Origin of the sequence: Citrobacter sp. Igbk 16 (assembly GCF_028069755.1) — a bacterium.
Lineage (GTDB): Bacteria > Pseudomonadota > Gammaproteobacteria > Enterobacterales > Enterobacteriaceae > Citrobacter.
Genome location: NZ_JANEWJ010000046.1, coordinates 1 through 21,572, shown reverse-complemented (window position 1 = coordinate 21,572; position 21,572 = coordinate 1). Strand labels below are relative to the sequence as shown.

At 44.7% G+C, this 21,572-nt stretch carries 22 protein-coding genes and 2 pseudogenes; 7 read left to right on the top strand and 17 right to left on the bottom strand.

The window, feature by feature from the left end:
• Window positions 1–526: 526 nt before the first annotated feature.
• The gene (locus tag NNO03_RS21175) at window positions 527–985 is read right to left on the bottom strand and encodes a GNAT family N-acetyltransferase (RefSeq protein WP_271450452.1); all 459 of its coding nucleotides are present in this window, start codon (window positions 983–985) and stop codon (window positions 527–529) included.
• Between the two features lie 126 nt (window positions 986–1,111).
• On the opposite strand from NNO03_RS21175, the gene NNO03_RS21170 reads away from it, so the two are divergent.
• Together NNO03_RS21170 and NNO03_RS21165 are read left to right on the top strand one after the other, a co-directional pair.
• Window positions 1,112–2,581, top strand: coding sequence for a PLP-dependent aminotransferase family protein (locus NNO03_RS21170; protein ID WP_271450451.1), 1,470 nt, complete (start codon window positions 1,112–1,114; stop codon window positions 2,579–2,581).
• 236 nt (window positions 2,582–2,817) lie between these two features.
• A complete protein-coding gene (locus tag NNO03_RS21165; protein ID WP_271450450.1) occupies window positions 2,818–3,543 on the top strand; it encodes a GNAT family N-acetyltransferase in 726 nt (241 codons plus the stop codon).
• A 73-nt stretch (window positions 3,544–3,616) separates the two neighbouring features.
• Here NNO03_RS21165 and NNO03_RS21160 read toward each other — a convergent pair whose 3' ends face one another.
• Together NNO03_RS21160 and NNO03_RS21155 are read right to left on the bottom strand one after the other, a co-directional pair.
• Window positions 3,617–5,656, bottom strand: a complete 2,040-nt coding sequence (locus NNO03_RS21160) for a DUF262 domain-containing HNH endonuclease family protein (protein WP_271450449.1) — start codon at window positions 5,654–5,656, stop codon at window positions 3,617–3,619.
• Window positions 5,649–7,067, bottom strand: a complete 1,419-nt coding sequence (locus NNO03_RS21155) for a DUF262 domain-containing protein (protein WP_271450457.1) — start codon at window positions 7,065–7,067, stop codon at window positions 5,649–5,651. Before NNO03_RS21155 ends, NNO03_RS21160 begins: the two co-directional genes overlap by 8 nt.
• 23 nt (window positions 7,068–7,090) lie before the next feature.
• On the opposite strand from NNO03_RS21155, the gene NNO03_RS21150 reads away from it, so the two are divergent.
• The gene (locus NNO03_RS21150) at window positions 7,091–7,567 is read left to right on the top strand and encodes a hypothetical protein (RefSeq protein WP_271450448.1); all 477 of its coding nucleotides are present in this window, start codon (window positions 7,091–7,093) and stop codon (window positions 7,565–7,567) included.
• Between the two features lie 384 nt (window positions 7,568–7,951).
• Here NNO03_RS21150 and NNO03_RS21145 read toward each other — a convergent pair whose 3' ends face one another.
• The 12 genes and pseudogenes from NNO03_RS21145 to NNO03_RS21090 form a co-directional block, all read right to left on the bottom strand.
• Window positions 7,952–8,281: a TA system toxin CbtA family protein gene (locus NNO03_RS21145; RefSeq protein WP_271450447.1), complete on the bottom strand. Its 330-nt coding sequence runs from the start codon at window positions 8,279–8,281 to the stop codon at window positions 7,952–7,954.
• A gap of 39 nt (window positions 8,282–8,320) precedes the next feature.
• Complete coding sequence (locus NNO03_RS21140) at window positions 8,321–8,686, bottom strand: type IV toxin-antitoxin system YeeU family antitoxin (RefSeq protein ID WP_271450446.1); 366 nt, start codon at window positions 8,684–8,686, stop codon at window positions 8,321–8,323.
• Between the two features lie 25 nt (window positions 8,687–8,711).
• Window positions 8,712–8,933 (bottom strand): DUF987 domain-containing protein, encoded by a 222-nt coding sequence (locus NNO03_RS21135; protein WP_012543032.1) that lies wholly within the window; start codon window positions 8,931–8,933, stop codon window positions 8,712–8,714.
• Complete coding sequence (radC, locus tag NNO03_RS21130) at window positions 8,930–9,472, bottom strand: DNA repair protein RadC (protein ID WP_271450445.1); 543 nt, start codon at window positions 9,470–9,472, stop codon at window positions 8,930–8,932. The genes NNO03_RS21135 and radC overlap by 4 nt, the downstream gene beginning before the upstream one ends.
• A gap of 12 nt (window positions 9,473–9,484) precedes the next feature.
• The gene (locus NNO03_RS21125; protein WP_271450444.1) at window positions 9,485–9,928 is read right to left on the bottom strand and encodes an antirestriction protein; all 444 of its coding nucleotides are present in this window, start codon (window positions 9,926–9,928) and stop codon (window positions 9,485–9,487) included.
• Window positions 9,929–9,958: 30 nt separating this feature from the next.
• The gene (locus NNO03_RS21120) at window positions 9,959–10,780 is read right to left on the bottom strand and encodes a DUF932 domain-containing protein (protein ID WP_271450443.1); all 822 of its coding nucleotides are present in this window, start codon (window positions 10,778–10,780) and stop codon (window positions 9,959–9,961) included.
• Between the two features lie 97 nt (window positions 10,781–10,877).
• The gene (locus NNO03_RS21115; RefSeq protein WP_271450442.1) at window positions 10,878–11,108 is read right to left on the bottom strand and encodes a DUF905 domain-containing protein; all 231 of its coding nucleotides are present in this window, start codon (window positions 11,106–11,108) and stop codon (window positions 10,878–10,880) included.
• 71 nt (window positions 11,109–11,179) lie between these two features.
• Entirely contained in the window at window positions 11,180–11,629 is a 450-nt protein-coding gene (locus tag NNO03_RS21110) for an IrmA family protein (RefSeq protein ID WP_271450441.1), read from the bottom strand.
• Window positions 11,626–12,078: a YfjS/YafY family lipoprotein gene (locus tag NNO03_RS21105; RefSeq protein ID WP_271450440.1), complete on the bottom strand. Its 453-nt coding sequence runs from the start codon at window positions 12,076–12,078 to the stop codon at window positions 11,626–11,628. The genes NNO03_RS21110 and NNO03_RS21105 overlap by 4 nt, the downstream gene beginning before the upstream one ends.
• A 35-nt stretch (window positions 12,079–12,113) precedes the next feature.
• On the bottom strand, window positions 12,114–12,683 hold the full coding sequence (locus NNO03_RS21100; protein ID WP_271450456.1) for a hypothetical protein: 570 nt from the start codon (window positions 12,681–12,683) through the stop codon (window positions 12,114–12,116).
• Complete coding sequence (locus NNO03_RS21095; RefSeq protein WP_271450439.1) at window positions 12,683–13,387, bottom strand: YafY family protein; 705 nt, start codon at window positions 13,385–13,387, stop codon at window positions 12,683–12,685. Before NNO03_RS21095 ends, NNO03_RS21100 begins: the two co-directional genes overlap by 1 nt.
• A gap of 199 nt (window positions 13,388–13,586) precedes the next feature.
• Window positions 13,587–14,462, bottom strand: a pseudogene (locus tag NNO03_RS21090) (GTPase family protein).
• Window positions 14,463–14,810: 348 nt separating this feature from the next.
• Between NNO03_RS21090 and NNO03_RS21085 the strand changes: the two are divergent.
• Genes NNO03_RS21085 through NNO03_RS21070 form a run of 4 tightly spaced genes read left to right on the top strand, consistent with a single transcriptional unit; the run spans window position 14,811 to window position 19,656 of the window.
• Complete coding sequence (locus NNO03_RS21085; protein ID WP_271450438.1) at window positions 14,811–16,076, top strand: N-6 DNA methylase; 1,266 nt, start codon at window positions 14,811–14,813, stop codon at window positions 16,074–16,076.
• Window positions 16,077–16,079: 3 nt separating this feature from the next.
• Complete coding sequence (locus NNO03_RS21080; protein WP_271450437.1) at window positions 16,080–18,356, top strand: ATP-binding protein; 2,277 nt, start codon at window positions 16,080–16,082, stop codon at window positions 18,354–18,356.
• Entirely contained in the window at window positions 18,357–18,992 is a 636-nt protein-coding gene (locus NNO03_RS21075) for a hypothetical protein (protein ID WP_271450436.1), read from the top strand.
• The gene (locus NNO03_RS21070) at window positions 18,976–19,656 is read left to right on the top strand and encodes a hypothetical protein (RefSeq protein ID WP_271450435.1); all 681 of its coding nucleotides are present in this window, start codon (window positions 18,976–18,978) and stop codon (window positions 19,654–19,656) included. The genes NNO03_RS21075 and NNO03_RS21070 overlap by 17 nt, the downstream gene beginning before the upstream one ends.
• A gap of 205 nt (window positions 19,657–19,861) precedes the next feature.
• Here the strand turns inward: NNO03_RS21070 and NNO03_RS21065 are convergent, their stop codons facing one another.
• Together NNO03_RS21065 and NNO03_RS21060 are read right to left on the bottom strand one after the other, a co-directional pair.
• The gene (locus NNO03_RS21065) at window positions 19,862–21,475 is read right to left on the bottom strand and encodes a hypothetical protein (RefSeq protein ID WP_271450434.1); all 1,614 of its coding nucleotides are present in this window, start codon (window positions 21,473–21,475) and stop codon (window positions 19,862–19,864) included.
• A pseudogene (locus NNO03_RS21060) lies at window positions 21,462–21,572 on the bottom strand (integrase); the annotation flags it as partial. The pseudogene NNO03_RS21060 and the gene NNO03_RS21065, both read right to left, overlap by 14 nt.

Genomic DNA, 21,572 nt, shown 5'->3' with positions numbered 1-21,572 from the left:
GTAAGTTGCTATTCCGGCACCCTATTTTTCTCCTTTGTGTGTGAAAATGATGCTTTTAACGTTGGGGGAAATATCCTGCCTGGTTACGCTATTATTTTACTACCCAGTTTCTCAAGCACCTCCTGATCGCCAGTGAGTCAAATTGCTATCACCCAAAAGTATGAGAAAGTATATTTACTGATATATTAACTCATGCCGCACCGATGCAGCCCAGCGGGGTGTTCAGAGGTCGCACCGGCAATATAGAGATGTAGAAATAAGTGTAGGGCAATTTTATGTGGAAATAAAACGCATGGGCAATAAGACATGTGCAGTATGTTGAAAAGTAATGTTTTTATTGATGGATAATTTAGAATATATACGAATATGTCACTTCCCAGCGTAGCGGGTATTTGGCCTCGGAAATCGGACAATTTCAGATTCTGCGGCTTTGCGAAACACAGCCGCAGACGATGTGTTGAAAAATTAAGGTACATTAGGGGGGATGTTTACAGAAAACTACCCGATTTAATGGGGGTTATCTATTTTACATACGATACTCGATCATCCCACTCTTGCTGGCAACCCAGTCATAAAGGCGCTGACCGCGGAGGTTTGTTTCATGTGTGTGCCAGTATAATCTTGAAACATGGCGCTTGCGGGCGTGCTTTTGAACATACTCGATAAGCTGCTTGCCGATGTGTTTGCCCCGGGTTTCTTCACTAACAAATAAGTCCTCCAGATAGCAATAATCAGACTCCGCCCATGTTGAGCGATGAAAGAGATAATGCACCAGACCGACAATTTTACCGTCAGATTTTGCGACAGCACAAAAAACAGGCTCCACAGGATTGAGAAAACGACCCCAGGTTAATTGTGTGACCTTGTCTGAAATTTCAGTACGATAAAAAATCTGGTAATTTATCCAAAGCGGCAGCCAGCCCGCGTAGTCTTGCTGGGTGACGGGTTCGATGGTAATCGGCGCAGTTGTGTTTTGGTTACTCATAGGTCTCCTGATAATTTTAGTCAGAGTGGTTTTCTATGGCGGTTATCCTAAATATTGCTTAAGCCACCGCAAAGAGACACTTTGCATATATTTCCAGGATCCACTTTTAACGTAAGAGCGAGTGCAATGAAAAAAAATAGTGCACCTTTATTTCAGGAACTTTTTTTAGAGCAAGGCGTTATTAAGGAACAGGTGTACCATGCGCTACGCAACGCAATCGTAGAAGGTCGTCTGCCGCCAGGGACAAAGATACCTTCAACCCGTGGCCTGTCCGAGATGATGTCAATTTCACGGAACTCGGTAATTGCGGGTTATGACCGACTGTTAGACGAAGGGTATATTCAGACGCGCAAAGGCGCCGGAACCTTTGTCACGCCAAGTCTTCCTGACCGCAGCATCAGCGGTCTCTATCCTGAAGCGCTGCAAGGCGGTGAACTGCCCGCTGATGGGCAGCTAAATGCGGATATCGTATCCGTTCGTGGATTATGGTCTGGCGATGTTGAAGGGCGTGAAATGAACCGTCTGTTCGCCGTCGGTGTGGGCTGTACCGATCTCTTTCCTCATTCATTATGGGGCAAGTTGCTGGGGCGAGTCTGGAGACAATCCCGGCATCAACTCGGCTCTCATACCAGCCCCTGCGGTTTTTATCCCTTACGGAAAGCAATTTGTCACTACGTGAAAACGACGCGAGGGGTTAACTGCAGTGAAGATCAGATCATTATCGTCAACGGTATTCAGCAGGCGTTAAATATTACTGCCCGAGCGTTGCTTACGAAAGGAAATGACGTTTGGCTGGACGACCCTGGTTATAAAGGTGCGCGCGGGGTATTTATGTCAACAGGGGCAATGGTGAGACCTGTGCCGGTGGATAGCGAAGGAATGAATGTTCAATACGGAATTGATCATTTCCCTCATGCGAAACTGGCCTATGTTGTTCCTTCCGATCAGTACCCACTTAGCGGGACCCTCAGTTTATCCCGACGACTTGAGCTACTGGAATGGGCTCGGGTTAACCGGGCATGGATATTTGAAGATGATTACAATAGTGAATTTCGTTATGCCGCACGTTCTTTGCAAGCCTTGCAGGGATTAGATCAGCATCAGCGGGTAATATATTCAGGGACATTTTCAAAAATGATGTACCCAGAATTTCGTTTAGGTTTTTTAGTTGTCCCGCCAGGATTAAAAGAACAGTTTATCGTGACAAAATATTTCTCCGATATTGGCTCCAGTTATCTTGAGCAGGCGGTACTGGCGAGTTTTATTGAAGAAGGACATTACGCCAGCCATGTGCGACGGGTTCGTAAGGCATGCTACGAGAGGCGAACGGCGTTGGTCAATGCTATTCAATGCTATCTTGCCGATAAAATGACCGTCCAACCTTCTGATTCTGGGGTGCATATTGTTTGCTGGTTGCATGACGGGGTGACCGGCGATGAGGTCGAACAGAAAGCCAGAATGCTGGGGATGGGGATTCAATCATTGAGTCATTATTATCATGGGGATATCTCCCGGCAGGGGATTTTGATCGGTTTTGCGAATCACCCGCCAGAGGTTATTGTTGAGGGTATTCGTCGTCTTGCCCATGCCATGTAGCGTTACTTTGATGATGATAGCGATGCGCGCAATAATGTCATTAATGGCCGTATTTCTTATTTCCACAACAGTTGCATGATCGGTATTTTTTAATTGTGGATAAGCAATACGGTGCTGGAGTTCGGTATAGCATTGTCATGTGGATCTGTTAAAAACATCCATTGTGGTTCTTTTTACCCCGTCAGATGTCTCTTATTCTGCTGTCATTTGACACTCTATTATGAGAGGTAAATAGCATGTCATCCACGTTTAATGAATTCCAGCAGCCCGTGGGTTTAGGGTTACCGGACTGGCAAGGTGCGCGATTTCCCACGGCTCAGCACATCACCGGTCGTTATTGCAAACTTGAGCGTATTAACGTCGAACGCCACGCAAAGGCGCTTTATGACGCCTATTGCGATACGCCTGACTCTCGCGACTGGACCTATCTCGCGTCAGGGCCATTCACGACCTTTGATTCTTTCTTAAGCTATTTAACGACGATTGCGGCGCAGACCGACCCCATGCATTTTGCCGTAATCGATTTGGCCAGCATGCAGGCTGTCGGCACGCTGGCACTTATGCGCATTGATACATCGAATGGCGTAATAGAAGTGGGTTGGGTGACCTATTCATCACGCATGAAACGTTCGCGGGTTTCAACGGAGGTCATGTCGCTGCTGTTAGACTATGTTTTTGAGGTGCTGGGGTATCGTCGCGTTGAATGGAAATGTGATGCGCTTAATGCGCCTTCTCGTGCGGCAGCCACGCGCTTTGGTTTTACTTTTGAAGGCATATTCCGTCAGGCTGTTGTCGTACACCAGCGTAATCGGGACACCGCATGGTATTCAATCATTGATAGTGAATATCCGGCGCTACGCGAAGCGTTCACTCTTTGGCTTGATGAGCGTAATTTTGATAGCGCAGGACAACAGATTAAGCGCCTGGCAGCATTGATAAATAATGAAAGCATGACGCCATAGATGCCCGCTCCGCCATAATACGCCGACAACGTTATATCCGCTCGCGACACCTTGCCGGGAGCGGTTTTCTGCATTAATACATCTCTTCCACTTCTTCGGCCAGCAGCGCTACCATCTCTTTACCATGACTGATAATCTCCTCCTCACCCCACTGCTTATTGCGCTTCATCAACTCGAGCATTGCCAGAAGTTTCAGACTGTCGATCTCTTTACGAGCCAGGCTGGCTTCAAAATGCTCTCTCTTTTGCTGGGGTTGGAAATTACTTAGCCGCGAGTTTTTACTGTGGCTAATCAGGCAGAGATTCCCAAAAGCATGTAACTGCTCTTCATCCATTCTGGGATGGCCATCTATAGGGTGCTGTGGATAAAAATGTTCCACCGAGCTTCGGAAGGTAAACTCAAAACGGCGGGCAATATCATTACTCGTGTTTTGTTTTTTCCACAGTAGATAGTCAAGATAGTTAAAAACAAAGTTATTTTCGATAGTCCCGAATCGTAATTTAGCGTTGATAGCCTGCGACCAACGTTTGTCACAGATGATCTCTGGAAGAACATCATCATCACCAAAAATCATATTGTAATATGATGCAGCTTCATCCTGGGATAAAAATCTCATAAAGACAAAGCGGCGAGCCATGTTCTCAAGATAAGCCAGGTAGTCTCCAGCATCAATTTCATCTTCCGGGCTGTGCTCATCAAACAAATATGTTAGCGCACCATTGAGCCAGTGTTTATAAACCAGTGTTGGTGTTGAGACATGGAAAGCTGATAGTAACATCAGGACCTGGCGGTTTATATCCTCAAACTCTCCCTCGTTATTATCAAAGGTATTAATATAACCTACACTTTGGGGCGAGTATTGATATAAGCGTTTCAGGCTCCATCCGTCTGTGCCCTGAGTGAATTCTCGTTTAATAATATAGCGATCAAAAAGATATTTGCATTTCAGTAAACTATAAATGAAAGCTTTTGCCGCGGCGATTGGCTTTTCCTGCTTCAGCAGGCGTGACTCAAATTGCTCTACAAGTTGTTTGTCATCAAGTGGCACTCCCTCAGTTGTACCCGGGTCTCTGCTGACAAGACGGAGTACATGAAGAAGGAAATTTGAAAAATTTATCACGCTGTTAAAACGCTCTGAGCCTGCGCTGTCTTCCTCTTGCTGGAGAGTACTATCCAGACGAGTGTCACACAATATTTCTTCCAGAGTTTGCCCCTGGCGTTGATGTAGTGCTTCTGTGGCGTCGGTATCTGGAAATGAGCCTGCTTGATCCAGCAATTCAACCAAATTGGAGAAACTGGTTGGATTAAATTGATGTATATGCTTTTTGCCAAACAGTTGTTGACGTTCTTTTGGCGTAAAACCGTATTGGACGTAACGTTCCATATTCGAACACGCGTCCCATACCCTCGCCAGAGTATCAAGACTTTTGTGTCGCTCTTTGGTATTCCTAATCCCATTCAGGACATTCATCAGACGCGCTTTGACGATTTCGTGTTTTTCGAGTTGTTCGCCGCGATTGTTCATCGCCTCAAAAAAATGATTAAGATCGGTATCTGCTGGCACTTCGATGCGAGAAATCTGCACGTGATTGAACAGATACTTGCAAAACACCTTCAACGCGCGGCCTTTAAGCTGAAGCTCAGCCAACGCTTTGCCGATCATTTCGTAACCTCTGATCAAACCTTCGTTGTAATCGTCACCGCGCATATGTTGCACATCTACGCCTTGCCATAACTTTTCGAAGGTGAGGGTAGAGACAGGGCGACTTTCGAAAGTGAGATTGAGTTTTTGATACCACTGCATATCAACAGATTTATCTGCGTGGCATTTCAGCCAGTTAGCAAGTAGGGAGAGCGTTGTAAAGCGTTGTTGCCCGTCAATAACTTCATAGCAGTCATCCCCCCGGGAAAACACCACTAATGTACCGATGTAATAAGTCTGCGGATGCCTGGCGGAAGCGGATTTTTTCTGATAATCCAGCACATCCTGTAAAAGCTGAGTGATTTCGCCCTGGCCCCAGGCGTAATTACGCTGGTACATTGGAATCAAATATTTTGCGCGGTCACTAAGTAAATCATTTATAAAAAAAGGCCGTACGTGGGAATTACTCATAATATCTCATCTTCCTGAATAGCATGATTAGCTCATCTTCAGTTCCATTGCGATTATTTTTATTATCCTGGATGCCGAGCGTGCGCAGGGGGAAAGCATGTAGATCTTTGGGGTGGCGTGCATCACGGATAGTACGTAGTAGGTTGTTATGTAGCACATAGTTATCGACGGTAGCTAATTGAACTACCTGCTGACCGATACGGCAGGTATATGCCCAGATAAAGCATTTTTCTATCGCCAAAGACAGTTCCTGAGTCCCGAATTTATCTATATAAAAAATCAGAGCGCAATCGAACATCGCCCGGACATAGCGATCGCCAGTGCGGGTGCGCCTGACATAGCTGTTCAGGGTGTATAGAATATTACTTGCGCAGGGTTCCAGCACCTCATTCAATAGAGTAATTGGCTTATTCTCATCAGCATCTTTTTCTCTGTTGATAATAACAGCGACCTGCTTTTGATAATGTTCGGCCATTTCAAAGAAACGGCGGCCATTGATGATCATCTGATCCAGACTGAAGGGGAAACTTAGGCTCTGACCGTCAATTTTGCGTTGGTATTGACTGTTGTAATCATCGACATAGTGGTGGGCGATCCGCAATGAACTCACATACGGGAAATGCGCGATCTGAGAAATATTGATCCCTTTAAACAGGTCAACTTCACCTTTGCCAAAGAAGCGGGCTGATTTACCCTCTGCCCACTGACGAACCCGGAACAGGTAATTGGCAAAGAGCGTTGCCAGCCTTTCGCTAGGCATCCTCTCCCAGTGAGCGACTGCTTCAGCTTTTAGCCCAGCTTCATCAGCGGAAAACTCACGTAAGTGGAAGGCTTTAAGTAGATCGTGGGGAGCCAGATCTTTACCGCGTGCATTTTGTGAATCGAAGAACTGAAATGCTTCTGAAACTTCATTCAACACGAAAGTGACAACTTCGCAGCGGTTCAGCATAAAGTCGATAAGTTCTTCGCTGAACTCGGTGCGTTCAACAAGCCTGAGTAACTCCAGGTAATTACGTCGAAGATTGGCTTGTGAATCCAGACTGGCAAAACGCTGACGTGCCATAAAAGCATCGACATCAGGTTTGAGTTTGGTAAGTTGCTCGACCAGGTCTTTGCGTTTGAGGTTGTGCAGGCGAGTTTCTGTCAATGCTTTGACTGCCAGCATTAAGGTCAGGGTTCGTTGTTGACCATCAACAATATCCAGCCACGTTTTTTTTTCTTCCAAGTGCTTATGGAAAACAACGGAACCTAGTCGATAGGCCGTTTTATCGCGGTGCGATCCCAGATCGGCAAAAAGGTCAGCTATATTTTTGCTATTCCAGCGATAAGGGCGCTGGTAACTCGGAATCGCTAATTGCTTAACAGAAAGTAATTGACGAATGGATATGACCTGTTTATCAAGCTGCTCCATCATGCCTCCTGCATGAATTTAAAATGGAGAACAGCTTTTTATTGTCCATGAAACATTCTATTAATGCAATCAATGATGTTCTAACTTATTGTTATTGCTTGACTAAAGTTAAATTTTCATGGTTCGCGGTTTTTTATTTATTATTAAATTCACTAAGAACTTTACCATTATTTTGGGATGTTGTGATTATTATCTATTGTGCCATGTGGTTTTCATTTTTTGTGGATATATATATTAAAATCGGATGTATTCATTCTATTTTATTCGCCCAATTGAATGGCAGCAAGCAGATGGTATGTTGTTATAACCACAATTTTTGTGGGGCTAAGGTTAAACCGAACAGAGACAAAACGTCCTCAGCTTATGCCAGGGGCTTTTCACCGGTGTTTGGTGGGCAGGCCGACTTTGAATGGGAATATTGCGAACAGTTCATTGCCGGTGACGAACCGAGCCAGCGCAGAATGCAGGGTTTGCGCAACAGTATCGACGTGACAAAATAGGAGATTAACCAGACTGCCGTTCGCTATCGCTATATCCGCTCACATGAGGCGGTGCACAATTTTCTCTGGATTTAGCTGGATGTTCTCGGGCTGTAACGGGCACAAAAAAGCCCGCAGGGCTTGCGCCGTGCGGGCTCTTAGGACTTCATCGGATGACTCTGGTAATCACCGATGGAGAATTTTGGGCTGGCGGAGTCTGAATTGATTGTGTAACTTGTTGTTTAACAGCTGATAACCTTCAGTTCAATTTTCATTTTGGTCCCATTGTTGGTCCTAAAAGAAAATGTCAGATTTTTTTGCAGGTGAGGGGAAGTTACAGCAGGAGTTTCTTCGTCTGTGAGATTAGCATTTTGCTTTCCTTTAGTCTGCTCTGTATTTAAGCGTTTATTTCACGTTAGTTTTTAGCAAGCCGGTAGAGCGCCTTGCTCGAAAAATATCCACTGCGGAAAGATACGGGGTCTGCTCTTGCCACGAAAATCCTTTCCGATCGATACGGACAAGCCCGTATTTTTCGACAAGAAAGTTCACCGCATCGCTGAGCGATACTCCAGCATCAATATGTTTTCGTATGGTGGTTTCATTACTGAACGGTGTGTCATTCAGCGTCAGGCCATAGTGCTGCGATAACAGATGAGTCAGCAGCCGTTGCCAGGTTTCAATGGGTGACAGATAGGGGGGAGTCGCCCGAGTCGGGTGTGATGATAAGGTTTGCATGATGTTTGCTCTATGATGTTTAGGGAATAAGCGGGGGAGTTACTGCGGCTCAGTCTGGTCAGGATAAACAACAATGTAGACATAGCCACAGGAGCCGAGTGTGTCGGCTTCGCAGGTGAGTCCGTTGTGGTACAGCGTGACGCAGTGCTGATTTCGGGGGGAGAGTTCTCCGCTGGTGAGCATCAGCTCAAGTTGCTTCATCATGAGCGGAAATGCCTGGTCGAGGCGCATTGAAAAATCGTCGGTTAACGCCCCGCTAAATCCTGCTCGGTCAGCCAGATAGTGCAGTCGGTTGCCTTCTTGTACCAGACGGGCACCAAAACAGGGTGTCATAGCACGTTTCAGCCCCCACTGCTGGCAGGCGGGATTCTCCGGCTTGGTACCGGATTCGGAGTGATTGTTCATTATTGTTCCTGATTAAAGGGAAAGATTAATTGAGAGTGACACTTCGAAGAATGACATAGGGACCATTGCGGTCCTGACGGCGTTCAGCAAATACGGCCAGAACGCCGCGTATATCTTCCACCTCGCGGCCAGCATAATGGCAGATACTGCCTGACCATTTATATTTTCCTGTACTGAAACGAAACAGCCGGGAGCCAGGATGTTGCCGGTATAGGGTCATTGCCTGGCGTTTACTGATGATTTTCATATCCAGCCTCGCTCCGCGAACGACACAATGCCCTCTGAGCCGATGACCAGATGATCGAGCGTGTTCACATCAACCAGTGCCAGGGCATCTTTAAGCCTGCCCGTAATATTGCGATCGCATGGGCTGGGCTCCGGATCACCGGATGGATGGTTATGCGCCAGCACGGCAGCAGCAGCATTTAAGCGAAGCGCTGACTTCACTACTTCGCGGGGATGGACCTGGACATGGTTAACTGAACCGGCAAACAGCGTTTCGCTCTCCAGTAAACGATGCTGATTATCAAGATAGAGCACCATAAACACTTCCCGTTCTTGTCCTGCCAGCTGTAACCGAAGCCAGTCACGGGCAGCAGTACTTGAGGTAAAAGATATGCCGGGCTGGCGCAGATATTTATCCAGCAGGTTGATAGCCCGGCGAATGGTCCGTTGGGCATAGGGTGTCAATCCGGATGTCGCGGGGAGCATGCAACCATGCTGAGCCATGACCGACACCGGAAAGAGTTCAGGCTGCGATAACGGTGGGGATATTGCGGTATTCATGTTCGGTATGCCTCAGTCGATGAGATGCATAATGGCGCTGCACTCTGGATGGTTCAACGCGAAGTCTCGTAAGCGATAATAGTGCTCAGTCATCGCGTCACACTCGGTACGACAGGCATGGTGGCTGTATGCCATCAGGCTGGAGACTATCCCAGCCGCTTCGCCAGTAAGTTCCGAGCCGTTGCCGTTCATGCTGTTGAACATTGTCCACTTTTCATCTTGCTCTGACTCGGGAGTCATAAAAGCGCCACCGTTACTGAGCGTCGAAAAATTCCAGATGCCGCCGTGATAATCGGTACACAGCCGGTCCATCCAGGCAAAGATTTGGGGCTCAAGGATTATCCATTGTGGGATGGTACCAAAGTGCTGTGGCCAGAAGCCTATGCGTAACTCGTCAGGGACCACTGAGGCGGTAATTACTGTCAGCTCAGCGAACTGATGATTTTGTGTATCCATTAAATTATCTCCTTATGCCGGAACTGTTGTTTAACGCCCGAAAAACTCGAGCATGTTTTCTGCCATCACCCACAGGGCGCGGTTGAGCTTCACATCGCCGTCAATACCGGTAACAGCACGGGTGCGATTACTTTTTCCCTGCGCGGTTCGCCCTGACAGACCACCTTTCATCAGGTTCTCCTGCACGCGCTGGTAGACAGTCCACAGGTCATCGCTGTAGTCCTCCCGACGACGTGGAGTCAGCAACTGCGATACCGTGACCGGCTGGTGGTCTTCCCCAAATCGATACTTCAGTGCGGCATTCGCCAGTGCATGACGAGCCGGAGCTGGCAACGCCAGTGACTGCATCGCATCGCGCTTCTCATCTACCCGGTCAAAGACCCCAAGCACTTCGTAAGCCCCTTCAATCACCTTCTCGACGACATTACCTTTATGCGGTACCCGCACTTCGCCGAATGACTGACCGCAGACCAGGCCGTTGGTACAGACGCCTCGAAATAGCCCCGGCAGCATCTGGTAGCTCGAGGATCCATCATGGCTGTTGAGAAGAATGATTTCCGGCACCTGATGCCCGGTCACCTGACCGGCACGGCGCAGGCGAAGCATGTGTTTGGTATGCTCCCGCTTGCTCTGGTCGCGAACCTTTGTCTGGCAGGCAAAGAACGGCTCAAAACCCTCGCGCTGCAGGCTTTCAAGGATGGTGATGGTTGGGATGTAGGTATAACGGTCTGAACGAGACTCATGTTTGTCACTCCCGAACACGCTGGGGACATGACTCATCAGCTCTTCGTGGGTCAGAGGCCGGTCACGGCGTATCTGGTTTATACGGCCAAATTGGCTGGCTAATCGCATGGATAACTCCTTATTCAGTGGGTAAAAATACAAAAGGCCACACTTCCCGAGGGAGGTGTGGCCTGACTTTGTTATCACGGTGATGCGCTGATGGTGGTTATGCCGGTAATTTGCGGATGCCATAACGAGCGATATGCCGGTTCAGCCAGTAACCGGCATCCGGCTCAAAGTTCCAGGCTCGCCAAACCATGCAACGCTCATGACGGATAGCCAGACGGAAATGCGTACCCTGGTCGTCCTCTATAGCAATGTTGGAATATTGAGCCGCAACCGCCTCTGCCTGCTGGCGCGAAAACGGTCCCTCAGGCAATTCAGTGAGTTCAGTCATACAGGCTCCTTAAAACAAAAAGCCCCTGTGGCATATGCGACAGGGGCTGAATCAAGCGGGCAATGAAGCAGCTAAGATGCCTTACCACCGCCAACCGTGACTTGTACCGGCCGGTAGTACTGCGGGTCGAAAACGGACAGTGGCAGGTCAATCTGGTAACCATTACGCTCTTCCGTTGCCTTCATGATTTCGACAGAGCTGACGTTTTCCACGCATTCGTTCTCCAGCGAGGCTTCCTGAGAGCGAGTCGCATCGCTCTCACCAAATGCAGCCACCGCCATATTCCCCATAACCAGCGTGTTTCCGCCCTTGTCTTTCAGACGCAGGGAGAGCGTCAGAGGCCCGAACCCCTCACCACTTCCGCCGTTATCCAGGCGAAACTGCCAGACGCAGACATTTCCAGGAACCCAGACCATGTCTGTGTTGCGGATACTGATGTAACGCTGTTCTTCGGCCTGAGCCGGTGAAAACAGACACAGGCTCAAAGCGAAAACTGAGATAACGCCTTTCAGCTTCATCATGGATTTTTCTCCTGATTCTCCGGCAGATAGAGTTTCCCCATTTCCTTTCCATCGTGTGAATACACCACCGATTTCTCCCCCGTGTAGCTGTCGGTTTCAATCCTGAAGCTCAGAGTGATATTGTCTGCAAGGCACAGGGCTGCCATCAGTGGCTGCACCGTTTTCTGCTGCATGTCCGCAATATAGTAATAATTACCTGACTCACAACCCTCCGGCGACTGACGGGTTTTCATCACCGTATATTGCGGTGTACCGAAGGCATCCTTTTTTACCCATTCCTGGGCAACATCGGATTTATGCGAGACAACCTTGCTGAACGGTGGCGGAGTCAGGTCCTTAAAACTGGCTATCGTTTTCACACCCGCATCTTCCTTGCTGTCACAGCCAGAGACTCCCATGGCACCGATAACTGTCAGAACGGCAAGCGCAGGTGGATACAATTTCTTCATAGTGCAGATTCCTTATAAATCGTCCGTCCGTTTCTTCAGCAATTGCCGGTGCGTCGGCACAACTCTGCCAGACTCTGTTGGGCTACCCACTGCTGCAGTTTCTGCTCTGAGGCAGAACGCTTCGCCGCCAGGGCAGCCTGCTGCTGTTTGTTGACACAGTTTTCCGGAAATGCAGCAAGCACCTGGTTGCTGTGAGGTTCATCAGCCAGTTCCAGTTGATACTGGGTGTCGATGATAGTGAAGTAACACCCTTTCCCCTGGTCTTCTCCCTGATAGACCGATGTCAGGTCGGAGTAATAACCACTGGCAGGTTTCAGATTCAGCTTGCGCACGGTATGCGTTTTCTTGTCGGCGAGAAAATAAGCACCACCACCACGCTGACGCAGCAGAAATTGCCTGGTCCAGGGATAATGGCCAATGACACTTGCCTGATAGAGCGTATTGTTTAGCGTGTCGTTATCCATGCCATCGGTCGATTTCCAGCCATCCGCCTGCATGTATTGCCAGAATTTGACGGTACCCACGACAGTTTCGGCAGACGCCGGAAAGACAGCGCCAGTGCAGAGACTGACGGCCAGCGTCGTTGTGGTCAGTAATTTCTTCATCATGATTCCTTATGAGGTAAAAGACCGTCGCCGGTTCTGGCGAGCAGTGAGTGAAAAACGTGAAAATGGGGAAGAGCTCTGAGGAATTCCGGTTCGGCGAGAACGTTGCGAATCTGAAGGTCAGGCACGAATAGTTCCGGGTGCAAGGTAACCGCATGGATATCGTTCAGCGGAAACACCGCAACGCGATGATTATGCTCTCCAGTCAGATACCAGTGCCCGCCGCAAAGTACGAGGCGGTATGGTGCAAGCCCTGAACTGCGACAACCTTCAGCCAGCAGCGTCACACGGCGATGCTCTGATATGGCCCTGACAAGGCGTGTAAATATGCCTGGCCTGGGCGGCGACAATGACTCCGATTCTGCCCATATGAGGCACGGAGACTCACCGGGTCCGCTCAGCAGTGAGCTGACCATGTGGTTATCCATGTCAGGAAATAAAGCCTCCACGCCTGACTGACGAGCAAAAGTCAGTACAGCCAGTTCGCGCTGATGGCTACCTGAGAGCAAACGACAGGTGCCATCGCGATATTCCAGGTCTAGGTACATCAGTCGCTCACGAAAGTCCCGGCGGAGGGTGCGGATCGACACTCCAAACTCTGCAGCAAGAAGGCCCATATCCAGCGTTTCGCCAGCAACCAGACGACTGATAATAAGGGACAGCCGAACCGCCAGCTTTTCATGGCGACGCTCAGTCTGGGACATTAGATTTTCTCCATCCCGTTAACAGGCTGAAAATTAAGTGATTAGTGTAACGAAGGGACCGGACAGGGTATGGACATGGGAAGGCGTATTTTTTCAGTGCGAGGATTACAGCTGTAATGCGCCTTCGCGCGTTGATGGTGGATTAACAGCTCATTAATTGAGCGCAGAAAGGACAGGGAGTGTCCGTCATAAGCTGTTGTCAGAAGAAAATCCAGTCCCAGACAGCACGGGCAACGTTCACCACGGCTTCCCGCACGGTTCGAATAACAGCCCTTACAGGCGCTGGCAGAAAAGATGATGACTCCACATTGCCCATCATTTCATCCACGGCATTACCAAAGCGTTCACGTGCCTGCTTTTTTACCGGCTCGGTGCAGAGCTTGCCATGCAGTTGTGTTGTCAGTGGGCTGGTCGCCCGGTCAGGCAGGCTGCGCATCATCGTCTCAACCATCGCATTCAGCCCCCAACCCGTTCGGGCCGATACAACACAGACTGGATGGTGCGGCAGGAAGAGCTGCTGCACCGCGCTCCGCTTAGCCTCAATTGTCTACTGTTGGCTATGAGACGGTGTATTGCTGGCGGCATTCCACTGATGGCAAGGTTCAGCCTTGTCAGCCTGATTAACCACAAACAGAACCCTCTTCTGATAATCCTGCATCACCTTGCGATAGAAGCGTTCATCCACTGACAGAGCCCGGTCATCGGTTTTGATAACCCACAGCACTAAATCCAGTTCTGGCAGGGTACGACGATACAGTGCGCTGTACTCTTCATCGCGTTTCTCGTTTTCACCTACTCCCGGCAAATCAACAATCATCAGGCTGTGATGACCATGACTTAGCCGAAAGCGCAGAACGTCACGGGTGCAGGGCTCAACATTGCTGACAGGTGTAACTTCTCCTTGGAAGAGAGCATTGCAAAGACTACTTTTACCCGCACCGGTTTTACCCATGATGCCGATTACTGGTACGTATTGGGTAAGGTCATAGAGGCGCTCAAGAATGTGTTTGCGAATAGAGCTGGGAAGAGAAGCCAAAGGCTTCTCAATGGCCTGAAGGCCAGTAGATTTTGGCATATGGAGAGATCTCAGTTAGATAAACAAAAAACATAACCTGATAAGGATATGGTGAGTACCTCGAGATGATATCTATCTGTAATTGTTTAGAATACCTATGGAAGGAAGCCCAAAATCAAAGGCAATGAGCATGTAAGCCAAAGCGGATGATTCAATCTGCTTTACCACATGCATGAAGTCTGAGTTACATAAGAGCAATGGCAGTATGAAACTTAAAATCCCCTGCAGATTATAATTGCGCATAACCAATTAAAACTTATATTTATCAACTGATTAAAGTTTTTCTCGTATATGGAATAGCTTCATGGATCATGCTACTATAGTTAAAATTTTCTGCAGAAAATCATCATGAAGACTTTGAGTACACATAATGTTGCAATGCGTGAGCTGCTTCACTCATCAGATCAAGAACAGTTAAAAAATTCAGTTGATTTGGATGAAATAGATGCAATTCTAAGAAGGTTGTTATCTATTGACGAAATGCGTGAGGCTGGTAGCTTCTTTACTGGTCAAGCTTTAGCATCAAGGGCAATTTCATTATTAAAAAGACCAATTACCTCAAGTTCAATTATTTTGGATCCAACATGCGGGGCCGGAAATTTACTAATAGAAGCCTCTAGAAGGTTGGGTGTAGAAACTACTTTATCCGAAACATTGAAAGGATGGGGTAAAGTGCTTTGGGGATATGATATTCATCAACATTTTATTGAAGCTGCTAAAATTCGCATTGTAATTGAAGCAATCAGCAGGGGAGTTGAACAAGACTGCACGATGGAAGAGGCTTTCGAGTTGCTTTCAAATATTTGTGTGAAAGATGCCTTGACAGTTAATGCTGAGGAAATAGTCAGAGTCACACATGTAGTCATGAATCCGCCGTTTACTATTTGGCCTTCTCCACAAGTTAATTATTGGAAAGATGGGAAAGTGAATGCGGCCGGTATCTTATTTGATAAATATCTGAGGCTTCTTCCAAAAAATTGTCTAATAAGTGTAATATTGCCAGATGTTCTTCGCTCTGGCAGTAGATATAAAGGATTTCGGCAATTTGTTTCAGGTTCAATGAAAGCTAATGTGGATATCTGGGGACGTTTTAACAGCAAAACCGATGTTGATGTATTTGTTCTATATGGAGTAAATCAAAGCAGCACAGATGAAATAGAATGGCATTGTGCACTCAATACAAATTCCTCGATAGCAGACTACTTTGAAGTTAGAACCGGTCCATTAGTTGCCTATCGGGATCTGGAAGAAGGTGGGGAATATGCATATTTTTATCCAAAAAATTGCCCACAATGGGAAGTTGTAAAATATGCCTCTGAAAGAAGAAAATTTTCAGGGAAAGTTTTACAACCCCCTTTTGTCGTTATAAAAAGGACTTCAAGTCCATCCGACCGAAGCAGAGCATCTGCTACGCTAATTAATTTGAATGAGCCTGTTGCAATAGAAAACCATTTGCTTGTAGTTTCTCCCAAGGATGGAAAGGTAACTACGTGTAAAAAACTTATGAAAGTATTACAGAGTCAGCAGACGAACGACTTTTTAAATGAACGTATCCGACTACGTCATTTAACAGTTGGTGTGATAAAAGATATTCCATTTGTTGAAGGGAAATAAATAATGGCACGAAGATATCTAGGTAAGAAACCATTTGATCTTTCTGCACGAGTGCCTATGCAACTCGGACGGGAGAGCATTTCAAGTTCAACTGTTGCTGTGTCCGAGCTTATAAAAAATGGATATGACGCCGATGCTGAAAGTGTACATGTTGAATTTTATTTAAGGGAATCTCCAGCTCTTTCCACATTGGTAATTAGAGATGATGGAAATGGCATGGATGCAAATACTATTTATGATCATTGGCTAAAGATTGGTACAGATTTTAAGAGCGGTGTAGAGTTATCTTTAAATAAGAAACGAGTCCTGACCGGTGCTAAAGGTTTAGGGCGGCTAGGTTTGGACCGACTGAGTAAGAAAGTTGTTTTATATACAAAGAAGAAAGGAAGTAGTACGGTAATACAATTGATCGTCGATTGGAGAAAATACGAAGAAACGAATGCTTCGATTTCAGATATCAAACATGATATTTACGAGCAAGATTTACCTTTATCTGGAAAATATGGTGACATATTTTCTTCTGTAGATGATTCTGGGACTTATATGGTTCTAATTGGCCTCAAGGATGAATGGTATCCGGAATTTATCGAGGATCTAAAGCAAGAGTTGAGGCTTTTAATTTCACCTTATAGATCGGCTAATGATTTTTCTATTACTATTCATAGAACGATTAACAATGTTGTGTTCCCTGACGATCCTGTCGATACTCAAGAATTACTTAAAGCAGCAAGTTGGGAAGTAAAAGCGGTAGTTGATAGTAACAACAAAGTTAAGCTTTCGTTTAAAAATAATTCAACGGGAGAATTAATAGAGCAAATTCCAACTCCCTGGAGAGAATGGATCTCAAAGCAAGGTGATAGGCCGTTATTTGGGCCATTAAAATTTGAATTCCATTACATGGTTAGAAAAAAAGAGTTTCTATCTAAGATAGATATGTCTGCTAGAAACTGGTCAAGATTTATGGAGTTGAATAGGGGAGTTCGTATTTATCGTGATGATTTTCGAGTCAGGCCATATGGTGAACCTACTGGAAAAGGTGATTGGTTAGATTTAGGGTATCGAAAATCTTCCAGTCCAGGGGGGATAAAGCAAGGTGGTTTTCGAATAGCGCCCAACCAAATTATTGGAGCGGTTAGTATTTCAAAAACTACTAATGCTATACTCAACGATCAGGCTAATAGAGAGGGGATTGTTGAAAATGAGGCTTATTTACAACTACGTACTTTTATACTGAAAATCATTTCTTCGTTTGAAAGTCTTGCAACAAAAGAAGCTCGGTCAGATGAAAGCACTGATCTTGCGGTAGAACTAGAAAGGATAATCAAAGAAAAAGATTCTGAATTAAAAGGAGCGATTGATGGAATTAAAGCTTTTTCAAAGAAGACTAAGAAAAAGGGAAAAAGAATAGCCCCAGCGCAGGTTCTTAATCAAAGATTACGTGAGCTAGAAAGAGCCAAAGCATCTCATCAAAAAGCACTTGACGATTATTATTTATATTTAGAAAAAGAGCGTGAGAAATTAGAGGATGAAAAGGATATTCTTTCAAATCTTGCATCTCTTGGGGTATTAACAGTAAGTTTTGGGCATGAAATTCGTACACACTCATCGTTAGCCTTAACAAATTCTAAGACACTTAAAAACTTGGTTAGGCGTGCGCAGGTTGCGGAAGAGAGCATTGATTACGATAAACTGATTAGCGTGACTGAACTTATGATAGCCGGTGCACAATATGTTGATACATTTTCCAAACTAGCAATAGATAATATTAAGCCTGATAAACGAACTCGTTCAAAGGTTAATGTTCCGAGAATTTTCAAATACATTTTTGACATGATGTCTGCAACCTTCGCTAAGATGGGAGTCCAATATGAAATTGAATTTTTAAGGATAGAAGAGAGTGATTTTAATGTTCGATCATTCGAAATTGATTGGGAAAGCATTGCAATAAATTTGATCACTAATTCTACTTGGGCATTAGAAGATACGGAAAAAGATGAAAGAAAAATCAAAGTAATATTTGAACGAGTTGGTGGCACTAGACTGCGATTATCATTTATGGACTCAGGTTGTGGTTTAGAAACTGGTCAGGAAGATGCAATATTCCTACCGATGCATAGTCGGAAAACCGATAGAAAGGGTAATTCCACTGGTACCGGAATGGGATTGTCAATAATTAAAAGCCAAGTTGAAGAGCATATGCCATCAGGTACTATTTCTGCCCGGCAATACTCAGATTTAGGCGGGGCTGGTTTTTACATCGAATTTTTGCAGGATAAATAAATGGATAAAATAATTTTTATTGACGACGATAGCGATGTGAGAGCAACCTATAAATTGTCTATGGATATTTTGTTTTCAAATGATTTTGAGGTGATATGCTTAGATGTCGAGCGTTCCATTGATGAAATGATTCAGGTTTTAAATAACATACCTGAAAAGGTAACTTATTTTATTGATGAAAAGCTTAAACACTCAGGAAAGGCTAAATATACAGGTGTTGATTTAATTGAAAGAATTAGGATTTTCGATTCAAAAATCCCCATTTATATACTGACTAGCTATGCTGGTGAAATTGAAAAATATTTGGGTGATATCGAATTTGTTATTGACAAAAACGATTGGGATCTTGGAGAAGATGAAAGCCACCTATCCAAACGCTTTATGCGACACATTAATACTTATAAAGATATTAAATCACAACAAGCTAAGAGGTTTGAATTTCTTCTAGAGAAGTCGATTTTTTCAACGTTGACAGAAAAGGAACTTGAGGAATTTAAAGCTTTAGACCTTTCAAGAGTAAAAAATATAACTAGTGAAGGGATTATTAGTGATGAATCACTTGATGAACTAAATGCAGCATCAGATGAATTAGACGCAATATTTACAGAGTTAAGTGAGGATGATGATGATAAATAATAATTATTATTATCCTACCTTAACTAGGCAGGATATATCTTTTTATTATAAAACTGAAGGTGAGTTTTACGCTACTTATAACTGCGATAAAAACTATATTAATATTAGCAAAGACTGCCAATACAGATGTGTGTATTGTGATGCTCTTATTGATGAATGTGGTGGTGAGCGTTTTTCCTTAGATCATTTTAGACCTACAGATATCTTCGCTGATAAATTTGGTGGGATTTTAAAAGTTCATCCCTATAACCTTCACCTTTCGTGTCAAAAGTGCAATGTTTTAAAAACAAATGACTGGAAAGGGTGTCTAGATACGATGGATGGAGCAACATATATATCAGGTTTAGGATATATAGATCGCTTCAAAGATGATGTTGCAAAATATCTAAAAGTCAACGAAAATGGGATGGTTATATCAGTTAATAGCAACGGGCCTGGGGATTATATGGTTCGTAAACTATTATTGAATAGGACCAATCGAGTGTATATTAGAAAGCGAAGGGTTGTCAAAGACAAAGCGTCCCGCATTTTGAATTTATTAATAAATAAACAAGCTGCTCTTTTAAGTTCGGATAAAATTGGGACTGATGAATATAAAGTCGAAATAAAAAAACTGCATGCTCTATTTGAGCGATTTAAACGACTCAATCTTCTGAAGCTATAATTTACCTGTGTTTATTATTTACTAATAATAAGGTATGAAATTGAAATTTATCAGTACACAGATATGAGTTCAAATCAGAGAATTAATCTGTCCCTCCCCCCTGCTACAGATGCTACGCGTAGCATCTGTAGCAGGGGGAGTGGCTGTTTTATTTTGAAAGTGCCTGTGGCTCAGCAGCGAATATGTCATCCTTTTGCTGTTTTTTCTACGGCTTTTCTCTTCCCTGCATGACATTGGCGATCAAGATTGACTCAGCAATTACTTTACGTCTACGCTCACTCCCTTCAGCAAGTGTCATGAGGCTGGAAATATTAACTAATATCTCTCCAGGAAGTTTCAGGTAAGGTATGATATAATCTAGATTGAGTATACAGTTATAAAGAGTAGATTCAGGTAAGTAGCTGACGAGACTTTTGCTAAGTTCGCGGACTGTCAATATTTTCTCGGATATTATTGTTTCTGCCAGTATCTCACTATTGACGTCTTCATTAACACTATCAAGCTGTTTATTAATCTTCCCTAATGCATGTTCAACCTCATAGAGAATTCCAGATATAGACTGTGGGTGGACAGCATAAAAATCCAGTTCGTTAAAAACACTTATCCTGCGTACAAGATCGTTATATTGCTTTATCACATGCATAATTTGTAAGTTATTTTCATATTCCGTCAGTAAGAACTTCGGACGCTCCGACTCAGTATGCCTCATAACCCAATCGGTAAAAACACTCTGGCAGGATAACATGATATTTACATCTGCGGTTAGTTCTCCATTTTTTATGTTTTTCCCTTTTGATTTTATTTTAAGCGCCAATTTTAACATGCTGCAAGCGGCAGGGAGATAACCAAAAGGTAACTTAGGTGATGAAATCTCATTCAACAGAATCTCTGCTTCCTGTAAATCATCAATGCAAATGTTATAAAGAATTTTAGAAAAAATAAAATATGGTTCAAGTACCTTCGCATCCGGAGAGCGCTTAAGGTTTATCATTAGCTCAACTAAATCTAACTCCGCAAAGATCTCACCACCATGAGAGTTAAAGACAATATCCCATATAACGTGAACATCCTGCCAGGCTTCTTTCCCAATAGTTACAGAGAAAGGCGCTATAGTTTTTTTTTGAAATTCATCAATCAGAGTACCAAGCAGCATTTCATCGAAATTCTCCGATTCATAGATATAGTTGCATAATGCTATATAATAGTTATCAGTTTGTCCCTCATCCAGTTGGAGATATCGGTAAGAGCGAGAAATATTTTTGACCAGACCAGTTTTTCGTTCAAATGCCAACATAATAGTAAGTGATATGTACGCTGCTTTAAAATTGTTTAATTTGGCTTTGATCTTATCAAAATCAGCACTTTTTAAATTTTTCTTAAAATAACCAATGCACTCATCGATTTCGAAAAGCATCCATGATTTTTTTTGATTGCTACTATCCTTGATGCCTCTTATACGTTCGCGAATTGGTTGGAGAGTTCTTTTGTGAGTAATTTCAATTTCATCAATACGGTCTCGCAAGTAGTCTCTAACCCCAGAAAAAATATCTCTCTCGTTTTCCCCCGGAATCGAGCAATGTTCACTCAATAAAAAATGGTGGAGATGGTAGTAAAATCCGTACTTATTATCAGGCCTGAATGTTTTATACATATCCAGAGCCACGAATGAATGCAGGGCAAACTGGAGATACCGTTCAGAAACCTGTTCCTTGCTCAGAGAACTGAACACCGGGCATGACATAAGCTGGTTATAAAACATTTCGTATTTATAGAAGAAACCGCGTCGTTTTGTAAATAGACCCGTTTTAGTTCCAGGCATTTTTTGAGATCCCGGCCAAATGATTGTGTTGCCGATATTCCTCCGGCGTCATATTGTTCAGTGATTCATGCGGGCGTTCACAGTTATATTCTGACAC

What these genes read in the sequence shown, in the direction of transcription:
- NNO03_RS21175 (WP_271450452.1), bottom strand. Translation starts at nt 985, where the DNA reads ATGAGTAACCAAAACACAACTGCGCCGATTACCATCGAACCCGTCACC.
- NNO03_RS21075 (WP_271450436.1), top strand. Translation starts at nt 18,357, where the DNA reads ATGGATAAAATAATTTTTATTGACGACGATAGCGATGTGAGAGCAACC.
- NNO03_RS21150 (WP_271450448.1), top strand. Translation starts at nt 7,091, where the DNA reads ATGGAGAACAGCTTTTTATTGTCCATGAAACATTCTATTAATGCAATC.
- NNO03_RS21160 (WP_271450449.1), bottom strand. Translation starts at nt 5,656, where the DNA reads ATGAGTAATTCCCACGTACGGCCTTTTTTTATAAATGATTTACTTAGT.
- radC (WP_271450445.1), bottom strand. Translation starts at nt 9,472, where the DNA reads ATGAATACCGCAATATCCCCACCGTTATCGCAGCCTGAACTCTTTCCG.
- NNO03_RS21070 (WP_271450435.1), top strand. Translation starts at nt 18,976, where the DNA reads ATGATGATGATAAATAATAATTATTATTATCCTACCTTAACTAGGCAG.
- NNO03_RS21065 (WP_271450434.1), bottom strand. Translation starts at nt 21,475, where the DNA reads ATGCCTGGAACTAAAACGGGTCTATTTACAAAACGACGCGGTTTCTTC.
- NNO03_RS21120 (WP_271450443.1), bottom strand. Translation starts at nt 10,780, where the DNA reads ATGCGATTAGCCAGCCAATTTGGCCGTATAAACCAGATACGCCGTGAC.
- NNO03_RS21115 (WP_271450442.1), bottom strand. Translation starts at nt 11,108, where the DNA reads ATGACTGAACTCACTGAATTGCCTGAGGGACCGTTTTCGCGCCAGCAG.
- NNO03_RS21110 (WP_271450441.1), bottom strand. Translation starts at nt 11,629, where the DNA reads ATGATGAAGCTGAAAGGCGTTATCTCAGTTTTCGCTTTGAGCCTGTGT.
- NNO03_RS21080 (WP_271450437.1), top strand. Translation starts at nt 16,080, where the DNA reads ATGGCACGAAGATATCTAGGTAAGAAACCATTTGATCTTTCTGCACGA.
- NNO03_RS21100 (WP_271450456.1), bottom strand. Translation starts at nt 12,683, where the DNA reads ATGAAGAAATTACTGACCACAACGACGCTGGCCGTCAGTCTCTGCACT.
- NNO03_RS21135 (WP_012543032.1), bottom strand. Translation starts at nt 8,933, where the DNA reads ATGAAAATCATCAGTAAACGCCAGGCAATGACCCTATACCGGCAACAT.
- NNO03_RS21085 (WP_271450438.1), top strand. Translation starts at nt 14,811, where the DNA reads ATGAAGACTTTGAGTACACATAATGTTGCAATGCGTGAGCTGCTTCAC.
- NNO03_RS21125 (WP_271450444.1), bottom strand. Translation starts at nt 9,928, where the DNA reads ATGGATACACAAAATCATCAGTTCGCTGAGCTGACAGTAATTACCGCC.
- NNO03_RS21145 (WP_271450447.1), bottom strand. Translation starts at nt 8,281, where the DNA reads ATGCAAACCTTATCATCACACCCGACTCGGGCGACTCCCCCCTATCTG.
- NNO03_RS21155 (WP_271450457.1), bottom strand. Translation starts at nt 7,067, where the DNA reads ATGGAGCAGCTTGATAAACAGGTCATATCCATTCGTCAATTACTTTCT.
- NNO03_RS21105 (WP_271450440.1), bottom strand. Translation starts at nt 12,078, where the DNA reads ATGAAGAAATTGTATCCACCTGCGCTTGCCGTTCTGACAGTTATCGGT.
- NNO03_RS21165 (WP_271450450.1), top strand. Translation starts at nt 2,818, where the DNA reads ATGTCATCCACGTTTAATGAATTCCAGCAGCCCGTGGGTTTAGGGTTA.
- NNO03_RS21095 (WP_271450439.1), bottom strand. Translation starts at nt 13,387, where the DNA reads ATGTCCCAGACTGAGCGTCGCCATGAAAAGCTGGCGGTTCGGCTGTCC.
- NNO03_RS21170 (WP_271450451.1), top strand. Translation starts at nt 1,112, where the DNA reads ATGAAAAAAAATAGTGCACCTTTATTTCAGGAACTTTTTTTAGAGCAA.
- NNO03_RS21140 (WP_271450446.1), bottom strand. Translation starts at nt 8,686, where the DNA reads ATGAACAATCACTCCGAATCCGGTACCAAGCCGGAGAATCCCGCCTGC.